The following is a 19,991-nucleotide window of genomic DNA, read 5'->3' as shown; positions in this document are numbered from 1 at the left end:
ACCTCACATACCTCGCTGACCGGGCACTCCGGGCGCCACAACTCCAAGATCGACGGAGGCCGGCGGGATCGGGTGTGCCGGGAGCGGGTATGGGACGGCTGGGTCGGCGGGCCGCGCGGGGTGCTAGCGGCGCGCGGGTGGGCTCGGGGACGGTACGGTCGGGGGATGGGTGAGGCGGAGCGACGGCGACGACGGCTGCGGCATCACGGCGAGGCCGCCCCGCCGACGGAGACCGCCGGAACCGGTGCCGACGGCACGGGCACCGGCGGCACCACCGCCAGCACCGCCCCCGTACACGACGACGTGGTGCCCCGGTCCCCGCGCGGCGGCCGGCCGGGCGAGCCGGAGACCCGCGGACGCCGCGCCGCCCCGCCCGCCGAGGAGGGCGAGCGCGGGCTACGCGGGCTGGTCGGCTCCGGCTCGTCGCAGGTGAGCGTGACGGCCGCACTGCGGGCACGCGACGCCGCCCGCCCCACCGCGGACGACCTCGCCGAGGCCGAACAGCGGGTGGTGCTCATCCGCCGCAACTGGGTGCCGCGCGAGGACCTGCCCCGCAACGGGCGGTGAGCCCGGAGGTGTCCGCTCAGGCGGGCAGCTCGGGCAGCTGGCGGCTCTGCTCGTAGGCGGCCACCTGCTCGATGCGCCGGCTGTGCCGGGGGTTGCCGGAGAACGGCGTGGTCAGGAACGCCTCGACGAGCGCTGTCGCCTCGTCCAGCGTGTGCTGCCGGGCGCCGATCGCGACGACGTTCGCGTCGTTGTGCTCACGGGCCAGCTGGGCGGTGTCCACGTTCCAGGCGAGCGCCGCCCGGACGCCCGCGACCTTGTTCGAGGCGATCTGCTCGCCGTTGCCGGAACCGCCGATCACCACGCCGAGGCTGCCCGGGTCACCGACCACCCGGTCACCGGTGTGCAGGCAGAACGCCGGGTAGTCGTCGTCCGGGTCGAAGACGTGCGGTCCCACGTCCACCACCTCGTAGCCCTGCTTGGCCAGGTGGTTGGCGAGGTGCACCTTCAACTCGAAACCGGCGTGGTCGGATCCCAGGTAGACGCGCATACCGCGCAGTCTGACAGGCCCGCCCCCGGGCAGGCGAACCGGCGGCGCCCCGGAGGCGGTACGTCACACGGTCAGTGCGGCAGCTCGGCCACGACCAGGCCGGCCCGCGCCTTCGGGGTGAACCAGGTGCTCTTGCGCGGCATCTTCTCCCGGGCAAGGTTCACCGCGACGAAGTCGTCGACGGTCACCGGCGCGACGAGCACCGCCAGCTCGGCCCGGCCGGCGTCGACCTCGCCGACGAGCCAGCTCGCCGGGTAGTCGCCGCCCACGTACGTGATCCGCTTGTCGCCCGGGTCGAGGCCCAGCGCGTCGCGCAGCAGCAGGCGCTCGACGAGCGCGTGGTCGAGGTTCTCCAGCCGGCCGGCGCCGACGTGCGGCAGCGTCACCGCGTACCCCCGGCCGCCGAGATGGAGATGCACGACGCCGCCGGTGGCCGGCACGCCGACCGGCCCGTCCACCGGGGTGATCTCCGCGCCCGCCGCGCGCAGCCGGTCGAGCAGCTCGTCCGGCGTGGTGGTCAGCTCGCTGACCAGCCGGTTGTAGGGCTGGATGGCGACCGACGCGGGCGTGGTGACCACCGCGAGGAAACGCGGGAAACCGCCGGTCTGCGCGGCCAGGCTGCGGTGGTTGCCGTCCGCGACCACCAGATCCCCGCCGCCGGCGAGGGCGGTCAGCTCGTCCTGCGCCGGGCCCGGGCCGAGCAGCCAGATCGCGTGCGTCCGGCCGGACTGGTCGACGTCCGTCGCGGCGGGCGCGCCGGCCGCGTCGGTCGCCGCCGCGAGCGCGGCGTGCAGCTCGTCGCCCCTACCGGTCTGGAGCAGGAGTACGGGCGAGAGCAGGTGACCGAGCGCCTCGGCCAGGGCGACGCGCTCGCGCACCTTGGCGATGAACACGTCCTCGTTGCGGATCACCAGGCCCGGCTCGTCGGCGCGGGTGGAGATCTGGTCGGTGTCGACCATGGCCCACAGCCCGTACGCGCTCTCCTCGCCCGGCGCGCTGATCCGGTAGAGCACCACCACCTGCTCGGCCGGCGTGTAGCTGCCGTCCGCCTTCGCCTCGGCCAGGCGCGCCACCGCGTCCGGCAGCGCGTCGAGGAAGGACTTCCCGAGGCTGCCGGGCGCCCGGTGGGGCATCTCGATGCCCAGGGCGCTGTGCGGATTCGCCTCGACGATGGAGGTGATCTCCGCGTCGTCGGCGAACTCGTCGTAGTTCTGCGCGCCGGTGCCGCCAGTGGTGATCCAGGCCCGGGCGATCGGATGCACGACCGTCATGTCCGCTGACGCTACCCGGGCCCCGATCGCCCCCGCCGCCGGACTCACCCGCTTACCACCAGGTGAAAGGAAGGCGGCTCAGGCGGTGGGGTTGCGGTGCCGGCCCGGGGCGGGGCGGCGCACCGGCGGGGCCGGGCGGGAGCCGGCGTTGAGGCGTACCGTCGTCGCACCCGCGGCGGCCGGGTGGGCGGCGGGGCCGGACCGCGACGGCGCGCGGGCGGGCCGGACGGTCTCGGCCGGCGGTGTCATCCGCGAGGTGGCCACCACCCGGGCCACGCCGACCACGATCGGCGGGGCCAGCAGGTCGGCCACCTCGGCCGGGCCGGCCGGCCAGTCGCTCTCGGTCACCGACCAGTACGTCGCACCGGAGTCCTCGGTCGCCTGCTGCGGCGCGTCGTCGGACATGTGGCGGTGCTTGGCCATGGGAACGCCTCCAGGAGCTGCCGTGTTGCGGCCCCGCGGGCCGTCGGCTGGGACACCCGGTGAAACGAGCCCCGCACCGGCCCGGTGACGGGCGGTGCGGGGCTCGGGGTGCGTTGGGCGCGGTGTTAAGAAGGGCCCCCTCCTCTACCGGAGGCGTTAAGAAGGGGCCCTTCCTTTCACCTCAGTCGAAGATCGGGCCCTGTTCGCGGGTGCGCTTCAGCTCGTAGAACCCGGGGGTGGCGGAGACCAGCAGTACGCCGTCCCAGAGCCGGCCGGCCGCCTCGCCCTTCGGTGCCGGCGTGATCACCGGGCCGAAGAAGGCGACCTGCTTGCCGTCCGGGCCGGGCGCGTGGATCACCGGGGTGCCCACGTCGGTACCGACCGGCCGCATGCCCGCCTCGTGGCTGGCCCGCAGCGCCTCGTCGTACTGGGTGGATTCGGCCGCGTCGGCGAGCGCCGGGTCCAGCCCGACGTCGGTGAGCGCGCCCGCGAGCATGTCGCGGCCCAGTTCCTCCTTCTTGAGGTGGATCCGGTTGCCCATCGCGGTGTAGAGCTTCGCCAGCGCCTCGGCGCCGTGCGCCTGCTCGACGGCGATGCACACCCGCACCGGGCCCCAGCCCTTGACCATCAGGTCCTGGTACTCCGCCGGCAGTTCCCGGCCCTCGTTGAGTACGGACAGGCTCATCACGTGGAACCGGATGTCCACGTCCCGGACCTGCTCGACCTCCAGCAGCCAACGGGAGGTGATCCACGCCCACGGGCACAGCGGGTCGAACCACATGTCCGCGGTGACACGTTCGGTCACGGTGTCTTCCCTTCACGACATCGTCGCGCCGGGGCTCCGGCGCGGTCACCTCCGATCCTCACCCCGTACCGCATCGACAGGTACCGGAATGAGAGCGTGACCTCGACCACCGAGAGCGGTCCGTGCATGGAAGACTCGGTTCTCGACGGGCCGTCACGAGCGGCCGGGCAGTACCGGCGCCGCGGGGCGCGGCGAGACGAGTGGGATGGAGACGAACAGTGCCGGGAGTGCGCAACCTGACCCAGGTCGAGGCTACCGAGCGGGCCCGCCTGCTCGAGGTGACCGGGTACGACATCAGCCTTGACCTGTCGACCGCGGTGCAGCCCACCGGTCGCACGTTCCGCTCGGTGACCGAGGTCCGGTTCCGCTGCGCCGAACCGGGGGCGACGACGTTCATCGAGACAGCCGCGGAATCGGTGCGGTCGGCCACGCTCAACGGCGAGCCGGTGGACCTGTCCGGCTGGTCCGCCGAGAAGGGACTCACGCTCAGCGGCCTGGCCGCCGAGAACGTGCTGGTGGTCGACGCCGACTTCGGCTACTCCAACAGCGGGCAGGGCCTGCACCGCACGGTCGACCCGGTGGACGGCGAGACCTACCTCTACAGCCAGTTCGAGACCGCCGACGCGCAGAAGGTCTACGCCTGCTTCGACCAGCCCGACCTGAAGAGCGTCTACACCTGGCACGCCACCGTCCCGGACCACTGGCGGGTCGTGTCGAACATGCCGGTGGCCCGCGAGGAGGCGGCCGGTGAGGGCCTGAAGACGGTGCACTTCACCGTCTCGGAGCGGATGAGCACCTACATCACCGCGCTGTGCGCGGGGCCGTACCACGAGGTGCGCCGCAGCCACGACGGCATCGACATGGGCTACTTCTGCCGGGCCAGCATGGCACCGCACATGGACGCCGACGACCTGCACCTGATCACCACGCAGGGCTTCGACTTCTTCCAGGAGAAGTTCGGCGTCCGCTACCCGCTGCCCAAGTACGACCAGCTCTGGGTGCCGGACTTCAACGCCGGCGCGATGGAGAACTTCGGCTGCGTCACGCACGCCGAGTCGCACTACATCTTCCGGTCGCAGGTCACCGACTTCGAGTACGAGCAGCGCGCCAACACGATCCTGCACGAGCTGGCGCACATGTGGTTCGGTGACCTGGTCACCATGCGCTGGTGGAACGACCTGTGGCTGAACGAGTCGTTCGCCGAGTGGGCCAGCCACTGGTGCAACACGCACGCCACCCGCTTCACCGACGCGTGGACCACGTTCCTGTCGATCCGCAAGAACTGGGGTTACCGGCAGGACCAGCTCTCCTCCACCCACCCGGTCTACTGCGAGATGCCGGACCTGGAGGCCGTCGAGGTCAACTTCGACGGCATCACGTACGCCAAGGGCGCGAGCGTGCTCAAGCAGCTCGTCGCGTACGTGGGTGAGGAGCCGTTCCTGGCCGGTCTGCGCGCCTACTTCGGCAAGTACGCCTGGGGCAACGCCACGTTCGACGACCTGCTGTCCGAGCTGGAGGCGGCCTCCGGCCGGGAGCTGCGCAAGTTCGCCGCCCAGTGGCTGGAGACCGCGCAGGTCAACACGTTGCGCCCGGAGGTGACCATCGGCGCCGACGGCACGTACGAGCGGGTGGTGGTCCGTCAGGAGGCGCCGTCGGGCTACCCGACGCTGCGTACCCACCGAATCGGCGTGGGCCTGTACGACCTGACCGACGGCCGGCTGGTGCGCCGGGAGCTGATCGAGACGGACGTGACCGGCGAGCTGACCGAGCTGTCCGAGCTGCACGGCAAGCGGGCCGCCGACGTGCTGCTGCTCAACGACGAGGACCTGACGTACGCCAAGCTGCGGCTGGATGAGCGGTCGATGGCCACTGTGGTGCAGCACATCGCCGGCTTCGACTCGTCGCTGGCGCGGGCGCTGTGCTGGACCGCCGCGTGGGACATGACCCGGGACGCCGAGCTGTCGGCCCGCGACTACGTGGCGCTGGTGCTGGCCGGGCTGACCGCCGAGACCGACATCAACCTGGTGACTGCGACGCTGCGGCAGGCGACCACGGCGCTCACCTTCTACGCCGACCCGGCGTGGGCGCCGACCGGCTGGGCCGACCTGTCCCGTACCGCACGGACCGCGCTCGCGGCGGCCGAGCCGGGCAGCGGCTTCCAGCTCGCCTGGGCCCGGGCGTACGCCTCGTCGGCCCGCTCCGGCGAGGACCTGGCGACGCTGCGCGGCTGGCTGGACGGCAACGGGGTGCCGGAGGGCCTGACCGTGGACACCGAGCTGCGCTGGACGGTGCTCCAGTCGCTCGTCGCCAACGGTGCGGCGGGTGCGGCCGACGTGGACGCGGAGCTGGCCACCGACCGTACCGCCAGCGGCGAGCGGGAGGCCGCGTACGCGCACGCGCTGGTGCCGACCGCCGAGAACAAGGCGGCGGTGTGGGCGCTGCTCACCGGCCCGGACGCACTGCCGAACTGGCGTAACCGGGCGCTGCTGCAGGGCCTCACCCACCCGGCGCAGGTCGAGCTGACCGCGCCCTACCGGGAGCGGTACTTCGCCACCGTGGACCAGGTGTGGGCGCAGCGTGACAGCGAGCCGGCGCAGGAGTTCGTGCAGCTCGCGTACCCGTCGTACCTGGTCGAGGAGGACACCGTCGCGGCCACCGACGCGTGGCTGGCCCAGGACGGGCGGCCGGCGTCGCTGCGGCGGCTGGTGGCGGAGGGCCGCGACGGCGTGGTCCGCGCGCTGAAGGCCCGAGAGCGGGACGCGCGCAGCGCCTGAGTGAGGCATGCCGGCCGGGGCCGGCGCGGGTGGCAGCCCGCGCCGGCCCCGGCCGCTGTCGTGGGGCCCGCCCCGCTGACACGAGAAAGCCCGGCCCCGCGTACGCGGGGCCGGGCTTCGTCGTGTGTGCGGGCGGGGATCAGCCCTTGCCGGCGTGGCTGGCGAGCTGGTCGAGGCCCTGGATGATGCCGCCGGCCAGGTCGCCGCCGCCGAAGGAGGCCACCATGGAGAGCGCGGCCAGCTTGGCGTACGTGTCCGGGATGCGCTTGCGCGCGTACTTGCCGGTGACGATCTCCAGCTGCCGCTGGTTGGGCGACACCGCGATCAGCACCGAGCGGTCCGGTTCGGCGAGCTGGCGGTGCAGCCGCTCGGCGTGCTCCCGGATCGGCTCGTCGAGGCCGCCGACGTAGACCGAGAAGACCAGGCCGGTGCCCTGGTCGGCGAGGCGCAGCGCCTCGTCGATGCGGAGCAGCTGACGGGTCGAGAACGGTCCGTCCAGCACGTCGGGCGGGGTGCCCGTCCCCGTCGTGGGCCGCGCTTCACCAACGGTCACTTGCGCCTCCGGTTCCACCGGCCGGCGCCTCCCGGCCGGCCTGCTCCTGCTTGCGGCTGGTCAACGCCGGCGCCTGCGCCCCGGCGGCCAGCGCCGTGCCGGCCGAGTCGGCCAGCTGCTCCGGACGGCCCAGGAACCAGACCGGAGTGAAGTCGAAGGGCCGGCCCGGCCGGTAGCGCTTGGCGCCGCCACCGTTGCCGCGGCTGCCGACGGCCGCCAGGGCGGCGATCAGCAGCACCGCGGCGGCCGGGATGCCGACGAAGACCACCAACGTCTCGGTAACAGACAATCCCAACGCCCCCAGGCGGAAAGAGAGACCAGGAATGGTGCGGGTCGGCCGGTCAGGACCGGTCGCGCCCCACGTCACTTGTGATGTTCACGTTAGCGGAGTCGGCGGCCCGCCAGATTGCGGGGTGCTGATCCCATCCGTCACTCCGGTGCTCCAGTTGCGCGGCAGTGGCGAGCAGTGTCGCGTCGTCGCCGTACCGGCCGGTGAGGAGCACCCCGACCGGAAGCCCGTCGGCGGTCTGTCCGAGAGGTAACGAAACGGACGGATCGCCCGTGACGTTGAAGACCGCGCAGTACGGCGAGAAGCGCCGCTGCCGGTCGAAGTCCGCTGCCGGTTCGAGGGCGGCGAACGCGCCCACCGGCGCCTGCGGGGCCGCGAGCGTCGGGCAGAGCAGCAGGTCACACCCGGCGGTACGGCGTACGCCACGGCGTACCTGCGCCTGGAGTTCGCCGAGCGCGGCCATCAGCCGGGCCGCGCCGAGCGCCTCGCCGCGCTCGCGCAGGTACCGGGTCAGCGGCAGCAGGTCGCCCTCCCGCCCGGCCGGGACGGGGGTGACCGCCAGCGCGTACCAGACGGTCTCGAACAGCGGCCACGCCTCGGGGCCGAGCGGCGCGGGGACGTCGACCACCTCGTGGCCGGCGTCGGTGAGCAGCGCGGCGGCCCGGTCGACGGCGGCCACGCAGTCCGGGTGGACCGGTTCGTCGGCGAGCATCGGCGTGGTGAAGCGGCCGACGCGCAGCCGGCCGGGGCCGGCGACGCGGGCGGCGCGGGTGACGCCGAGGTAGCCGCCGGCGGGCGCGGCCGGCGGCAGGTACGGCTCGCCGGGTACCGGGCGGGCGAGCACGTCGAGCAGCGCGGCCACGTCGGCGACGGTGCGGCCGATCGGCCCGTTCACCGGCAGGCCGAAGCCGCCGAAGCCGAGCGGCCCGCCGGAGACCACGCCCCGGCTGGGCTTGTAGCCGACCAGCCCGCAGAGCGCGGCCGGGATGCGCAGCGAGCCGCCACCGTCGGAGCCCTGCGCCACCGGCACCAGCCCGGCGGCGACCGCGGCGGCCGCGCCGCCGCTGGACCCGCCCGCGGTGTACGCGAGGTCCCACGGGTTGCGGGCCGGCGGCGCCACCAGTCCCTCCGAGTAGAGCGAGCAGCCCAGTTCGGAGGTGGTGGTCTTGCCGAGGCTGACCAGGCCGGCGTCGGCCAGGAGGCGGACCACGTCGGCGTCGACCGGCGGGACGAAGTCGGCGAAGGCGGCGGAGCCGAAGGTGGTGCGGACCCCGGCGGTGAGCGTGAGGTCCTTGATCGCGGTCGGCACGCCGTGCAGCGGGCAGCGTTCCTCGGCCGCGACCGCGTCGGCGGCGCGGGCGGCGGCCCGGGCCTGTTCGGCGGTGACGGTGACGAACGCGCCGACGGTGTCGCCGAGTGCCTCGACCCGGCGCAGGTGGTGCTCGACCAGTTCCAGGCTGGACAGCTCGCCCCGGCGGATCGCGGCGGCCTGTTCCAGCGCGGTCAGGTCGTGCGGCTCGGCCATGCCGTCCATCCTGCCGGTCCGGCGGCCGGGAGGCCCGGCGACACGTCCGGCCGGTCCTGAGCAGCGCCGGGTGCGTCCGTCGACTCTAGGGCGACGACGGACGCACCCGCGCCGGCTTCAGCGGCGGCCGAGGAACCGCAGCGCGTTGCCGCCGAGCAGCGCGTCCCGCTGCGCGTCGGTGAGGAAGTCCGCCCGGTGCACCACGTCGCCGACCGGCCGCTCCCCCAGCGGGTACGGGTAGTCGCTGCCGAGCAGCACCCGCTCGGCGCCCATGGTGTCCACGAGCAGCCGCAGCGCCGCCGGTTCGAAGACCACCGAGTCGACGTGGAACCTGTCGACGTACGAGCTGGGCGGTGCGCTCGACGCGCCGCGTACCAGGTCGCCCCGGCGGTGCCAGGCGTTGTCGGCGCGGCCCAGCCAGAACGGGAAGCTGCCGCCGCCGTGCGCGAAGCAGATCCGCAGCGTGTCCGGCACCCGGTCGAACACGCCGCCGAGGATCAACGCGAGCACCGACAGGTGCGTCTCGGCCGGCATTCCGGTCAGCCAGCGGGCCATCCACCGGTCCAGCCGGGGGCCGCCGGGCATGTCCCACGGGTGCACGAACACCGGCGCACCGACCTCGGCGCAGTGGGTCAGGAACTGCACGATGCCCTCGTCGTCCAGGTCCCGGTCACCGACGTGGTTGCCGATCTCCACCCCGGCGTGCCCGGCCGACAGGCAGCGGTCCAGCTCGGCGCAGGCCGCGTCCGGGTCCTGCAAGGGCACCTGGCAGAACGGCACCAGCCGGCCGCCACCGCCGGCGGTGACCTCCAGCGTGAGGTCGTTGAAGATCCGGGCCACCTTGACCGCCTGGTCGGCCGGGCGGTCGTAGCTGAAGAACACCGGGGTCGGCGAGACGACCTGCACGTCCACGCCGTCGGCGTCCATGTCGGCCAGCCGGGCCGGCGCGTCCCAGCACTGCGCGCCGACCGGGCGGAACTCCGTCTCCCCCACCATGATCATGGCGGCGCGCTCGGAGTCCACCCGCAGCCAGGGCCAGCCGGACCCGCCGCACGCCGCGGCGAGGTCCGGCCACCCCTTCGGTACGACGTGCGTGTGCACGTCCACGACCGGCACGCGTCAGCCCTTGCCCGGGTGCAGCGCGCCGCAGTTGTCGCAGGTGCGGGCCTTCTCGTCGGCGTAGAACGCGGCGAAGACCGGGGGCAGGTCGGCGGCGATGTCGCGAACCTGCAACTCGACCTCGTGCACCTTGTGGTCGCACTCGCCGCAGTACCACTGGAACTTCTCCAGCGTGCCCTCCTCGCGGACCCGCTCGATCACCATGCCGATCGAGCCGGCCTCCGGGCGCTGCGGCGAGTGCGGGGTGTTGCGCGGCAGCATCCACATCTGCCCCTCGCGCACGTGCACCGTACGCGGGCCCTCGGGCAGCATCAGGTTGATGTGCATGTTGCCCTTGACCTGGTAGAAGAACTCCTCGTACGGGTCGACGTGGAAGTCCGTGCGCTGGTTCGGGCCGCCCACCACCATGACGATGAAGTCGTCGCTGCCGGGCAGCATCTCCTTGTTGCCCACCGGGGGCTTGAGCAGGTGCTGGTTCTCGCCGATCCAGCCGGAGAAGCTGAACGGCTCGGCGATCTCACTCATGGGAACCTCCCGACGGAAGTACGGCGACGGCCTGCATCTCGATCAGCAGATGCGGGTGCGGAAGCTGGTGCACGGCGACTGTGGTCCGGGTCGGCCCGGTGGCGTCGAAGAACTCCGCCCAAACCTCGTTGTAGCCGCCGAAGTCGTTCATGTTGACCAGGTAGCTGGTGACCTGCACCAGATCGCTCAGGTCGGCGCCGACCGAGCGGAGCAGGTCGCGGATGTTCTCGATCACGGCCCGGGTCTGCTCGCGGATGTCCAGGTCGGTGGTGCCGAACTCGTCCACCGACACCCCGGCGAACGTGTTGTCCGGCCGGCGCGACGACGTACCGGAGACGTAGACGAACCCGCCGGCCACCTTGACGTGCGGGAACGCACCCCGCGGCACGGCCTTGCCGGCCACCACGCGGGCCGTCATGGGAGGGCCTTCAGGGAGGCGGAACCCAGCTTCTCCACTGTGGCGCGGACGTGCGCCCCGGGGCGCAGCGGCACCGCGGCGGTGGCCGCGCCGGCCAGGAACACCCAGCCCTTGCGCAGCCGTACGCCGTGCCGGCCGGCCAGCCGCAGGCCCTCGTCCAGCGCGCGGCGCGGGTCGCCGAGGATGGCGGCGGTCGAGCCGACCTGCGCCACCCGCCCGTCGATCTCCAGCAGCACGCCGAGGTTGTCCAGCCCGTCCGGCACCGGCGACCACGGCCCGACCACGAACGCGGCGGCCGAGGTGTTGTCGGCGATCACGTCCGGCAGCGAGAAGGTGAAGTTCGCGTACCGGGAGTCGATCAGCTCGATCGCCGGGGCGACCGCGCGTACCGCACGGGTGAACGAGCCGACCGGTTCGCCCGGGTCGGGCAGCCGGTCCAGCAGGAACGCCACCTCCGGCTCGACCCGGGGGTGGATGAAGTCGCCCACGTCGACGCCGCCGCCGTCCGGTACCCGCATCACGTCGGTCAGCCGGCCCCAGATCACCTCGTCCACGCCGACCTGCGCCATCTTGGCCTTGCTGGTGAGCCCCATCTTGAGGCCGACCAGCCGCTCACCCCGGTCGAGGCGGCGCTGCACCAGCGCGGTCTGCACCGCGTACGCGGCGTCGACGTCGAGGCCGGTCTCGGCGGCCAGCTGCGGGATCGCGGTGGCGTCGTCGGCCGCCGCGCCCAGCTTCTCCGCGATGCCGGCGATGTCCGGCCCGATCATGAGTTGCTCTCCTTGCTCGCCAGGTCCAGTGCCACGTCCACGATCATGTCCTCCTGGCCGCCGACCATCCGGCGACGGCCCAGCTCGACCAGGATCGAGCGGACGTCCACGCCGTACTTGGCCGAGGCCCGCTCGGCGTGCCGCAGGAAGCTGGAGTAGACGCCCGCGTACCCGAGGGAGAGCGTCTCCCGGTCCACCTGGACCGGCCGGTCCTGCAACGGGCGGACCAGGTCGTCGGCGGCGTCCATCAGCGCGAACACGTCGCAGCCGTGCTTCCAGCCGTGCAGCTCGGCGACCGCGACGAAGACCTCCAGCGGCGCGTTGCCCGCGCCGGCGCCCATGCCGGCGAGCGACGCGTCCACCCGGACGGTCCGCCCGGACGGCGAGCCGAGCGGGCCGTCGCCGAGGATCCGGCCGTGCTCGACCGCGAGCACGCTGTTCGCCACACCCAGCGACAGGTTGTGGTGCGCGTGGATGCCGATCTGCGTCTCCGGTTCCAGCACCTGCCGGTACGCGTCGACGCGCTGCGCCACGTCCGACATCAGCAGCCGCCCGCCGGAGTCGGTGACGTAGACGCAGTGCGCGCCGTACGACTCCATCAGCTTGGCCTGCGCGGCCAGCCCGGCCGGGTCGTTGAGGTGCGACATCATCAGGAACCCGGAGACGTCCATGTCGTTCTCCCGGGCCCACGCGATGTGCTGGGCGGAGATGTCCGCCTCGGTGCAGTGCGTGGCGATCCGGACGCTTGTCACGCCGAGCGCCTTCGCCGCCTTCAGGTCGGCGATGGTGCCGATGCCCGGCAGCAGCAGCGTGGTGAGCCGCGCGGTGGTCAGCACCTCGGCGGCGGCGGCGATCCAGTCCGCGTCGGCGGCGGCGCCGTGCCCGTAGTTGACGCTGGAACCGGCCAGGCCGTCGCCGTGCGCCACCTCGACCGCCGCCACACCTGCGGCGTCGAGCGCGGCGGCGATGGTACGCACCTGGTCGACCGTGTAGCGGTGGGCGATGGCGTGCATGCCGTCGCGCAGCGTCACGTCCTGGATGTAGAGGTCGGTCATCGGGGTGCCCCCTCCGGGGAACGCAGCGCCACCAGCCGCTCCGCGGTACGCAGCGCGGCCGACGTCATGATGTCCAGGTTCCCGGCGTACGCGGGCAGGTAGTGCCCGGCGCCGGAGACCTCCAGGAACACCGACACCTGGAGGCCGGTGAAGTGCCGGCCGAGCACCGGCGCGTACGTGTCCACGGCGTCGAACTGCACGTCCTGCTTGAGCCGGTAGCCGGGCACGTACTCCTGCACGGTCTTCACCATGTCGGCCACCGAGGCGGCGATCTTCACCCGGTCGGCGTCGGCGTCCGGGCACAGGCAGTAGACCGTGTCGCGCATGAGCAGCGGCGGGTCGGCCGGGTTCAGCACGATGATGGCCTTGCCGCGCTCGGCGCCGCCGACCACCTCGATGGCGCGGGCGGTGGTCTCGGTGAACTCGTCGATGTTGGCCCGGGTGCCGGGCCCGGCCGACTTCGAGGCGATCGAGGCGACGATCTCGCCGTACGCGACGGGGGTGACCCGGCCGACCGCGTGCACGATCGGCACCGTGGCCTGCCCGCCGCAGGTCACCATGTTGACGTTCGGCTCGCCCAGGTGCTCGTCGAGGTTCACCGGCGGCACCACGTACGGGCCGATCGCCGCGGGCGTCAGGTCGACGACGGTGCGGCCGTGTGCCCGCAGCACCTCGTCGTGACGCTTGTGCGCGCCGGCCGAGGTGGCGTCGAAGACGAGCTGGACGTCCGCGAACTCGGGCAGCGCCACGAGGCCGTCGACGCCCTCGGCGGTGGGGGTCACGCCGAGCCGGCGGGCCCGGGCCAGACCGTCCGAGGCCGGGTCGATGCCGGCCATCGCCACCATGCGCAGGCTCTCACTCAGCCGCAGCACCTTGATCATCAGGTCGGTGCCGATGTTGCCCGACCCGAGCACCGCCACTCCGACAGTCATGACGTTCCCTCCCGCGAGAAACAGGTACGCACCGAGCCGAGCCCGGAGATGCGCGCCTCGTACGCGGCGCCGGGCGTGACCGGCACCATCGGCCCGAGCGCGCCGGAGAGCACCACGTCACCGGCCTTGAGCGGGTCGCCCGCCCGGGCCATGGTCGCGGCCAGCCACTGCAACGCGTGCAGCGGATTGCCGAGGCAGGCCGCGCCCGCGCCGACCGAGACCGGCTCACCGGCGTGCTCCAGCACCATGCCGCACAGCCGCAGGTCGACGTCCGCGAGCCGCCGGGGCGCGGTGCCGAGCACGAACAGCCCGCTGGAGGCGTTGTCCGCCACCGTGTCCACGATGGAGATGTCCCAGTCCGCGATCCGCGAGTCGACGATCTCGATGGCCGGCAGCACGTGGTCCACCGCCCGGATCAGGTCGACTGTGGTGACCCGCTCGTCCGGCAGGTCCGCGCCGAGCACGAAGGCGATCTCCGCCTCCACCCGCGGCTGGAGCAGCCGGTCGATCGGCACCTCGACGCCGTCACCGACGGCCATGTCGTCGAAGAGCACCCCGAAGTCGGGCTGGAAGACGCCGAAGCTCTCCTGCACGGTCCGCGACGTCAGGCCGATCTTCGCGCCGACGCGGCGGTGTCCCTTGCCCAGCCGTTGCCGGGTGTAGACCTGCTGCACCTGGTACGCGGCCTCGATGTCGCCCTCGGGCAGCAACCGGCCGCGCAGCGGCGGGCAGGGCTTCCCGTCCTGCCGGGCCACGGCGAGTTCCCGGTTGGCGGCCTCGATGTCCACGGTCATGGCGGCTCCTCGCTTACGTCGCTGGGGATTCCGGCCATTCTGCCCACGCGCGCTCATGTGAGGTCCACGCAGACGTTTGTCAGTTCCGAATAGAAGTCGAGCGAGTGCACGCCGCCCTCGCGGCCCACGCCGGACGCCTTCACTCCGCCGAACGGGGTGCGCAGGTCGCGCAGGAACCAGGTGTTGACCCAGACGATGCCCGCGTCGAGCCGGGCGCCGGCCCGGTGCGCCCGGCCCACGTCCCGCGTCCACACCGTCGCCGCGAGGCCGTAGGCGGTGCCGTTCGCGAGCGCGAACGCCTCGTCCTCGTCGTCGAACGGCGCGACGTGCACCACCGGGCCGAAGATCTCCTCCTGGTTGGTGCGGGCGTCCGCGCCCAGGCCGGTGAGCACCGTCGGCTGCACGTACGCCCCGCCGTCGCGGGCGTCGCCGAAGCGCGGCGTGCCGCCACCGGCACGCACCTCGGCGCCCTCGGTACGGGCCAGCGCGTAGTGGCCGAGCACCTTGTCCCGGTGGCCGTGCGAGATGAGCGGCATGTTCGCCGTCGCCTCGTCGTCCGGCCAGCCGTACGCCAGCTCGTCGGCGCGCTTGGCCAGCCGCGCGGTGAACTCCTCGAACACCGGCCGCTGCACGTAGATGCGCTCGGTGCACAGGCACACCTGGCCGCCGTTGGTGAAGCTGGACCGCACCGAACCGGCGACCGCCGCGTCCAGGTCGGCGTCGGCGAACACCAGGCCGGCGTTCTTGCCGCCCAGTTCGAAGCTGACCGCCTTCACCCCGTCGGCGGCGGCGCGCATGATCGCGCTACCGGTCGCCGACTCGCCGGTGAACGTGATCGCGTCCACGCCCGGGTGCCGGGTCAGGTGCTCGCCGGCCGAGCCGGGGCCGAAGCCGTGCACCAGGTTGAACACGCCGTCGGGCACGCCCGCCGCGGCCATCACCTCGGCCAGCAGCGTGGCCGACGCGGGGGTCTCCTCGCTGGGCTTGACCACCACGGCGTTGCCGCAGGCCAGGGCCGGGGCGACCTTCCAGGTGAGCAGCAGCAGCGGCAGGTTCCACGGCACGATCACCGCGACCACGCCGACCGGCTTGCGGACCGCGTAGTTCAGCGCCCGGCCCCCGGCCGGGGTGACTGTGGTGAACGACTCGGTGGGCGCGGTCGCCACGATCTCGGCGAACGCCCGGAAGTTCGCCGCGCCGCGCGGGATGTCGAGCGTCCGGGCCTGCGAGATGGCCTTGCCGGTGTCCGCGACCTCGGCGGCGACCAGGTCGTCGAAGCGCCGCTCCAGCTCGTCGGCGACCCGGCGCAGCACCTCGGCGCGTTCCCGCTCCCCCATCCGGCCCCACGGGCCGCGCAGCGCCGCCCGGGCCGCCGCTACCGCGTCGTCCACAGTCGACTGCGACGCCTCGACCACCTCGAACACCGGCTCGCCGGTGACCGGGCTGCGCTTGGTGAACCGGGAACCGGCATCGACGAACTCGCCGCCGACGAAGTTGCGCAGCAGGCCGGGGCCGTCCGGCGCGTGCCCGGCCATCAGCCGGGGGTCCCAGAGCGTCATCGGCGTCGCTCCACGGCCGCGCCGACGGCGGTGGCCAGCAACGCCAGCACCCCGGAGGCGACCGCGCCGACGACGGCGTACTGCCGCCGCACCCGGCGGCGCACCTGGGCGTACGGGGTGGTGGAGAAGGAGACCAGCTCGTACTGGGAGACGTAGCGGCCGGGCAGCGCGCGTTCCAGCGCGTGCTCGACCTGCTTGCGGGTACGGAACACCGGCGAGGCGACCTTGTCCCGCATCTCCACGAAGTTCGCCAGCGCCATCCGGGCGATCGCCTCGGCGTTGTCCTGGCGGCGGTGCTGGAACAGCGGCAGCGCGGCGGCCCACTCGTCGTCGCACTCGTCGAGGCAGCGGTCCAGCTCGACCACGTCCTCGAACGCGCAGTTCGCGCCCTGGCCGTAGAACGGCACGATGGCGTGCGCGGCGTCGCCGATCAGGCCGACCTTGCCGGCTACCTGCCACGGCGTGCAGCGCACAGTGCCGAGCACACCCACCGGGTTGTGCTGGTAGTCGTCGACCAGGTTCGGCGCGAGCGGGACCAGGTCCGGGTAGTGGGTGGCGAAGAACCGCTCGATCGCCGCCGGGCTGCTGAGCGACGCGAAGCTGCGGGTGCCGTGGGTGGGCCAGAACAGCGTGCAGGTGAAGGAGCGGTCCGGGTTCGGCAGCGCGATCATCATCGAGGTGCCGCGCGGCCAGATGTGCAGCGCGCCCGGGTCGAGCGCGAACTCCCCGCCCAGCGGCGGGATGGTCAGCTCCTTGTAGCCGTAGTCGAGGAAGTCCAGGCTCTCGGTCAGGCCGCCGTACGCGAGCAGTTGCCCGCGCACCGCGGAGCCGGCGCCGTCGGCGCCGAGGATGACCGAGGCGGTGGCGGTGACCTTGCCCTGCGGCGTCTCGAACGTCATCTCGCCGCCGAGCGGGTCGAGCCCGACCAGCCGGTGGTCGAACGCGACGCGCACGTTCGGCAGCGCGGCGGCGGCGTCGAGCAGCGCGTTGTTCAGCGCGCCCCGGCTGATCGAGTTGATCGCCCGGTCCCCGGAGCCGCTGTAGGACTGGAACTCCGGCTCGCCCTCGACCGGGTGGATCATGCGGCCGCGCATCGGCAGCGCGTCCGCCATCACCTCGTCCTCCAGGCCGATGCGGCGCAGCGCGTCCAGGCCGCGCTCGGACAGCGCCAGGTTGATCGACCGGCCCCGCTCGACGGTGCCGGTACGCGGGTCGGGCCGCCGCTCGTAGAGGGCCACCGGGTAGCCGCGCCGGGCCAGGTAGCAGGCCAGCAGACAGCCGGCCAGCCCGGCGCCGACCACCGCGATCTCGTCGCGCTCACTCGTCACGCTCACGAGCCCTCCTTCTCAACAGTTGCCGCCAGCGCCTCGGCGACCCGCCAGCAGTCGTGGTACGAGGAGTAGAGCGGTACCGGCGCGAACCGGACGATGTCCGGCTCCCGGGCGTCGGCGACCACGCCGTGCTCGTGCCGCAGCCGCTTGGTCAGCTCGTTGGCGCTACCGACCCCGATCCGCACCGAGAGCTGGCAGCCGCGGCGGGCGGGGTCGCGCGGAGTGACCACGGTGAGCGGACGGCCGGGCGTCACCTCGTCGAGCAGTTGCTCCAGCCAGGCGGTGAGCCGCAGGCTGCGCTCGCGCAGCGCCGGCATGCCGACGGAGTCGAACAGCTCCAGCGAGGTACGCACCGGGCCCATCGCGAAGATCGGCGGGTTGGAGATCTGCCACGCCTCCACGGTGGCCGGCGGCCGGGACACCGGGGTCATCTCGAACCGGGTGGCCGCCTCGGTGCTCCACCAGCCCTCGAACCGCGGGATCGACGGGTCGCCGAGGTGCCGCTCGTGGACGAAGACACCGCCCAGCGCGCCGGGGCCGGAGTTGAGGTACTTGTACGAACACCAGGCGGCGAAGTCCACGTCCCAGTCGTGCAGCGCGAGCGGCACGTTGCCGGCGGCGTGCGCCAGGTCCCAGCCGACGACGGCGCCCGCGGCGCGGCCGGCGGCGGTGATGGCCGGGATGTCCATCAGCTCGCCGGTCAGGTAGTTCACGCCGCCGAGCATCAGCAGCGCCACCGTGTGGCCCTCGCGGGCCAGGAAGTCCAGCACGTCCTCGGTGCCGAGCGTGTCCGAGCCGGGACGCGGCTTGAGGCGTACCACAGTGGTGTCCGGGTCCAGGCCGTGGAAGCGGGCCTGGCTGCGCACGGCGTAGCTGTCCGAGGGGAACGCGCTGTCCTCGATGACGATGCGGGTGCGCTCGCCGGCCGGCCGGTAGAAGCTGACCATCAGCAGGTGCAGGTTCACCGTGAGGGAGTTCATCACCACGGTCTCCGCGGGCAGCGCGCCGACCAGGCGGGCGGCCGGCGCGGTCAGCAGCTCGTGGTACGGCAGCCAGGGCCGCTCCGACTCCAGGTGCCCCTCGACGCCCAGGCGCTGCCAGGCGTCCAGGTCGGCGAGGAGTTCGTCCCGGGTGGCCCGCGGCTGGAGGCCGAGCGAGTTGCCCGCCAGGTACGCCGTGTCGGGGTAGCGCCCGCCGTCGGCGGGTGGGATGTGGAACAGGTGCCGGTGGCCGGGGTCTGCGGCGTCGCGGCGGAGGGCTTCGTTCTCGGGGGTGTGCATGCTGTTCTCTCTCGTCACATCGCGGTGCGGGCCGACCACAGCTCCGGGAAGACCACCCGGGCCATGCTGCGCTGCAACCATGCCAGGCCGGCGGAACCGCCGCTGCCGACCTTGGCGCCCATCGTGCGCTGGACGGCCTTGACGTGGTTCCAGCGCCAGTCGCCGAACTCCTCGGCGATCTCGGTCAGCGCGTCGCCGAGCAGGCGGAGGTGGTTGTCCGGCCCGTTGTCGCCGTAGATCCGGACCCAGGCCGCCTCGATCGCCGGGTGTCCCTCGTGCTCGGCGTTCACGTCCCGCGACAGCAGCTCGGCCGGCACGTCGAAGCCCTTGCGGGCGAGCAGCGCCACCACCTCGTCCCAGAGGCTCGGCGTGGCCAGCGCGGCGGTCAGCTCGTCGTACACCTCGGTCTGCCGGCGGAACGGACGGATCAGCGCCCGGTCGCGCAGGCCGAGCAGGAACTCCAGCTGCCGGTACATGGCGGACTGGAAGCCGGAGCCCTCGCCGAGCCGGTCGCGGAAGCGGTTGAAGTCGGCCGGGCTCATCCAGCGCAGGCCGTGCCACGCGGCGTTGAGGCCCTCCAGGTGCAGGGCGGCGCGGCGCAGCGGGGGCAGGGCCTCCCAGATCCGGTCCTCGCGCAGCTCGCGCTTGGCGTGCCGCAGCTCGTGGCAGGTCAGACCGAAGTACAGCTCCATGATCTGGCTGACCATCAGGAAGGACATCTCGCCCGGGTCGTCGCTGAGCGGCTCCTGGAGCCGGTGCAGCGTGCTGGCCCGCACGTACGCGTCGTACGGCACGCGGTCGGCGAACTCCAGCGTCGGCTCGCCGCCGTTGCGCGCCGCCCGAGCCGCCCGTTCCTGGGGGGTTACCGGGCGCACCGCCGTCGTCTGTTCCACAGTCATTCTCCGTCCGTGCGCGGGGTAGACGTCATGATCCCGCTGGTGGGCGGCCGAATGGAATGCCTGTTCAACGGCGGTATGGTGGTCTCACTTCGCGAACCGAAACCATCTCGCGTCGCTGTCTTTACGGAAGGAAGGTCCGCGCGTGGACGACATGGACTGGGCGCTGCTGCGCGAGCTCCAGGCCGACGCCCGGCTGTCGTACAGCGAGTTGTCCCGCCGGGTCCACCTGTCGCCGCCCGCTGTGGCCGAGCGGGTCCGGCGGCTGGAGGAATCCGGTGTGATCACCGGCTACCACGCCCACGTCGACCTCACCCGGGCCGGGCGGACGGTGCTCGCCCTGATCCGGATGTCCTGCTACGGCGCGCGCTGCATCCTCAACGACCCCGACGTCGCGGGCTGGCCGGAGATCATGGAGATCCACCGGATCACCGGTGACGCGTGCAGCATGCTCAAGGTCGCCGCCACCAACATGGGTGAGTTCGAGGAGGTCATCGACCGCCTCGCGCCGTACGGGCAGCCGTCCAGCACGATGGTGCTCTCCACCCCGCTGGCCTGGCACCCCGTGGTCAAGGCGCCCCGTTAGCTTCCCCCGCCCTCCGGGAAAGCAGGCGCCGC

At 73.0% G+C, this 19,991-nt stretch carries 21 protein-coding genes; 3 read left to right on the top strand and 18 right to left on the bottom strand.

The window, feature by feature from the left end; genetic code table 11:
- The first annotated feature begins 165 nt into the window (after nucleotides 1-165).
- Complete coding sequence (locus tag OC439_RS16380) at nucleotides 166-567, top strand: hypothetical protein (RefSeq protein WP_262014146.1); 402 nt, start codon at nucleotides 166-168, stop codon at nucleotides 565-567.
- A gap of 16 nt (nucleotides 568-583) precedes the next feature.
- On the opposite strand, the gene OC439_RS16375 is transcribed toward OC439_RS16380, so the two are convergent.
- The 4 genes from OC439_RS16375 to OC439_RS16360 all read right to left on the bottom strand — a co-directional run bounded on the left by OC439_RS16375 (nucleotide 584) and on the right by OC439_RS16360 (nucleotide 3,553).
- Nucleotides 584-1,054, bottom strand: coding sequence for a ribose-5-phosphate isomerase (locus OC439_RS16375; RefSeq protein ID WP_262014145.1), 471 nt, complete (start codon nucleotides 1,052-1,054; stop codon nucleotides 584-586).
- Nucleotides 1,055-1,125: 71 nt separating this feature from the next.
- On the bottom strand, nucleotides 1,126-2,325 hold the full coding sequence (locus OC439_RS16370) for a DUF1015 family protein (RefSeq protein ID WP_262014144.1): 1,200 nt from the start codon (nucleotides 2,323-2,325) through the stop codon (nucleotides 1,126-1,128).
- 78 nt (nucleotides 2,326-2,403) lie between these two features.
- Nucleotides 2,404-2,748 (bottom strand): hypothetical protein, encoded by a 345-nt coding sequence (locus OC439_RS16365; protein WP_194803407.1) that lies wholly within the window; start codon nucleotides 2,746-2,748, stop codon nucleotides 2,404-2,406.
- A 181-nt stretch (nucleotides 2,749-2,929) separates the two neighbouring features.
- Nucleotides 2,930-3,553: a disulfide bond formation protein DsbA gene (locus OC439_RS16360; protein WP_135241648.1), complete on the bottom strand. Its 624-nt coding sequence runs from the start codon at nucleotides 3,551-3,553 to the stop codon at nucleotides 2,930-2,932.
- A gap of 227 nt (nucleotides 3,554-3,780) precedes the next feature.
- Between OC439_RS16360 and pepN the strand changes: the two genes are divergently transcribed.
- A complete protein-coding gene (gene pepN, locus OC439_RS16355; protein ID WP_262014143.1) occupies nucleotides 3,781-6,327 on the top strand; it encodes an aminopeptidase N in 2,547 nt (848 codons plus the stop codon).
- A 139-nt stretch (nucleotides 6,328-6,466) separates the two neighbouring features.
- Here pepN and OC439_RS16350 read toward each other — a convergent pair whose 3' ends face one another.
- The 14 genes from OC439_RS16350 to OC439_RS16285 form a co-directional block, all read right to left on the bottom strand.
- Nucleotides 6,467-6,880 carry a DUF5130 domain-containing protein gene (locus OC439_RS16350; protein WP_262014142.1) on the bottom strand — a complete coding sequence of 138 codons (414 nt, stop codon included), beginning with the start codon at nucleotides 6,878-6,880 and terminating at the stop codon, nucleotides 6,467-6,469.
- Nucleotides 6,867-7,151 carry a hypothetical protein gene (locus OC439_RS16345; RefSeq protein ID WP_026268244.1) on the bottom strand — a complete coding sequence of 95 codons (285 nt, stop codon included), beginning with the start codon at nucleotides 7,149-7,151 and terminating at the stop codon, nucleotides 6,867-6,869. Before OC439_RS16345 ends, OC439_RS16350 begins: the two co-directional genes overlap by 14 nt.
- A 70-nt stretch (nucleotides 7,152-7,221) precedes the next feature.
- Nucleotides 7,222-8,694, bottom strand: coding sequence for an amidase (locus OC439_RS16340; protein ID WP_262014141.1), 1,473 nt, complete (start codon nucleotides 8,692-8,694; stop codon nucleotides 7,222-7,224).
- Between the two features lie 117 nt (nucleotides 8,695-8,811).
- A complete protein-coding gene (locus OC439_RS16335) occupies nucleotides 8,812-9,810 on the bottom strand; it encodes an amidohydrolase family protein (protein ID WP_262014140.1) in 999 nt (332 codons plus the stop codon).
- A gap of 3 nt (nucleotides 9,811-9,813) precedes the next feature.
- On the bottom strand, nucleotides 9,814-10,338 hold the full coding sequence (locus OC439_RS16330) for a 3-hydroxyanthranilate 3,4-dioxygenase (protein ID WP_194803403.1): 525 nt from the start codon (nucleotides 10,336-10,338) through the stop codon (nucleotides 9,814-9,816).
- A complete protein-coding gene (locus tag OC439_RS16325) occupies nucleotides 10,331-10,756 on the bottom strand; it encodes a RidA family protein (RefSeq protein ID WP_262014139.1) in 426 nt (141 codons plus the stop codon). The genes OC439_RS16330 and OC439_RS16325 overlap by 8 nt, the downstream gene beginning before the upstream one ends.
- The gene (locus OC439_RS16320; RefSeq protein ID WP_091423125.1) at nucleotides 10,753-11,526 is read right to left on the bottom strand and encodes a 2-keto-4-pentenoate hydratase; all 774 of its coding nucleotides are present in this window, start codon (nucleotides 11,524-11,526) and stop codon (nucleotides 10,753-10,755) included. Before OC439_RS16320 ends, OC439_RS16325 begins: the two co-directional genes overlap by 4 nt.
- Nucleotides 11,523-12,581, bottom strand: coding sequence for a 4-hydroxy-2-oxovalerate aldolase (dmpG, locus tag OC439_RS16315; protein ID WP_262014138.1), 1,059 nt, complete (start codon nucleotides 12,579-12,581; stop codon nucleotides 11,523-11,525). The genes OC439_RS16320 and dmpG overlap by 4 nt, the downstream gene beginning before the upstream one ends.
- Nucleotides 12,578-13,513: an acetaldehyde dehydrogenase (acetylating) gene (locus tag OC439_RS16310; protein WP_262014137.1), complete on the bottom strand. Its 936-nt coding sequence runs from the start codon at nucleotides 13,511-13,513 to the stop codon at nucleotides 12,578-12,580. The genes dmpG and OC439_RS16310 overlap by 4 nt, the downstream gene beginning before the upstream one ends.
- A complete protein-coding gene (locus OC439_RS16305) occupies nucleotides 13,510-14,307 on the bottom strand; it encodes a 2-keto-4-pentenoate hydratase (protein ID WP_262014136.1) in 798 nt (265 codons plus the stop codon). The genes OC439_RS16310 and OC439_RS16305 overlap by 4 nt, the downstream gene beginning before the upstream one ends.
- Before the next feature lie 53 nt (nucleotides 14,308-14,360).
- Complete coding sequence (locus OC439_RS16300) at nucleotides 14,361-15,842, bottom strand: 2-hydroxymuconic semialdehyde dehydrogenase (protein WP_262014158.1); 1,482 nt, start codon at nucleotides 15,840-15,842, stop codon at nucleotides 14,361-14,363.
- A gap of 20 nt (nucleotides 15,843-15,862) precedes the next feature.
- Nucleotides 15,863-17,194 carry an FAD-dependent oxidoreductase gene (locus OC439_RS16295; protein WP_262014157.1) on the bottom strand — a complete coding sequence of 444 codons (1,332 nt, stop codon included), beginning with the start codon at nucleotides 17,192-17,194 and terminating at the stop codon, nucleotides 15,863-15,865.
- A gap of 2 nt (nucleotides 17,195-17,196) precedes the next feature.
- Nucleotides 17,197-18,477: a kynureninase gene (gene kynU / locus OC439_RS16290; RefSeq protein ID WP_262014135.1), complete on the bottom strand. Its 1,281-nt coding sequence runs from the start codon at nucleotides 18,475-18,477 to the stop codon at nucleotides 17,197-17,199.
- A gap of 14 nt (nucleotides 18,478-18,491) precedes the next feature.
- Complete coding sequence (locus OC439_RS16285) at nucleotides 18,492-19,376, bottom strand: tryptophan 2,3-dioxygenase (protein ID WP_013288067.1); 885 nt, start codon at nucleotides 19,374-19,376, stop codon at nucleotides 18,492-18,494.
- Between the two features lie 142 nt (nucleotides 19,377-19,518).
- Here OC439_RS16285 and OC439_RS16280 point away from each other — a divergent pair, with 142 nt between their 5' ends.
- Nucleotides 19,519-19,959 carry an Lrp/AsnC family transcriptional regulator gene (locus OC439_RS16280; protein ID WP_091423095.1) on the top strand — a complete coding sequence of 147 codons (441 nt, stop codon included), beginning with the start codon at nucleotides 19,519-19,521 and terminating at the stop codon, nucleotides 19,957-19,959.
- Nucleotides 19,960-19,991 lie beyond the last annotated feature (32 nt).

The organism is Micromonospora sp. Mcm103 (genome assembly GCF_024519755.1).
Lineage (GTDB): Bacteria > Actinomycetota > Actinomycetes > Mycobacteriales > Micromonosporaceae > Micromonospora > Micromonospora aurantiaca.
Note: the sequence above shows the minus strand (reverse complement) of the source record. Positions and strands in the feature narration are given on the sequence as shown.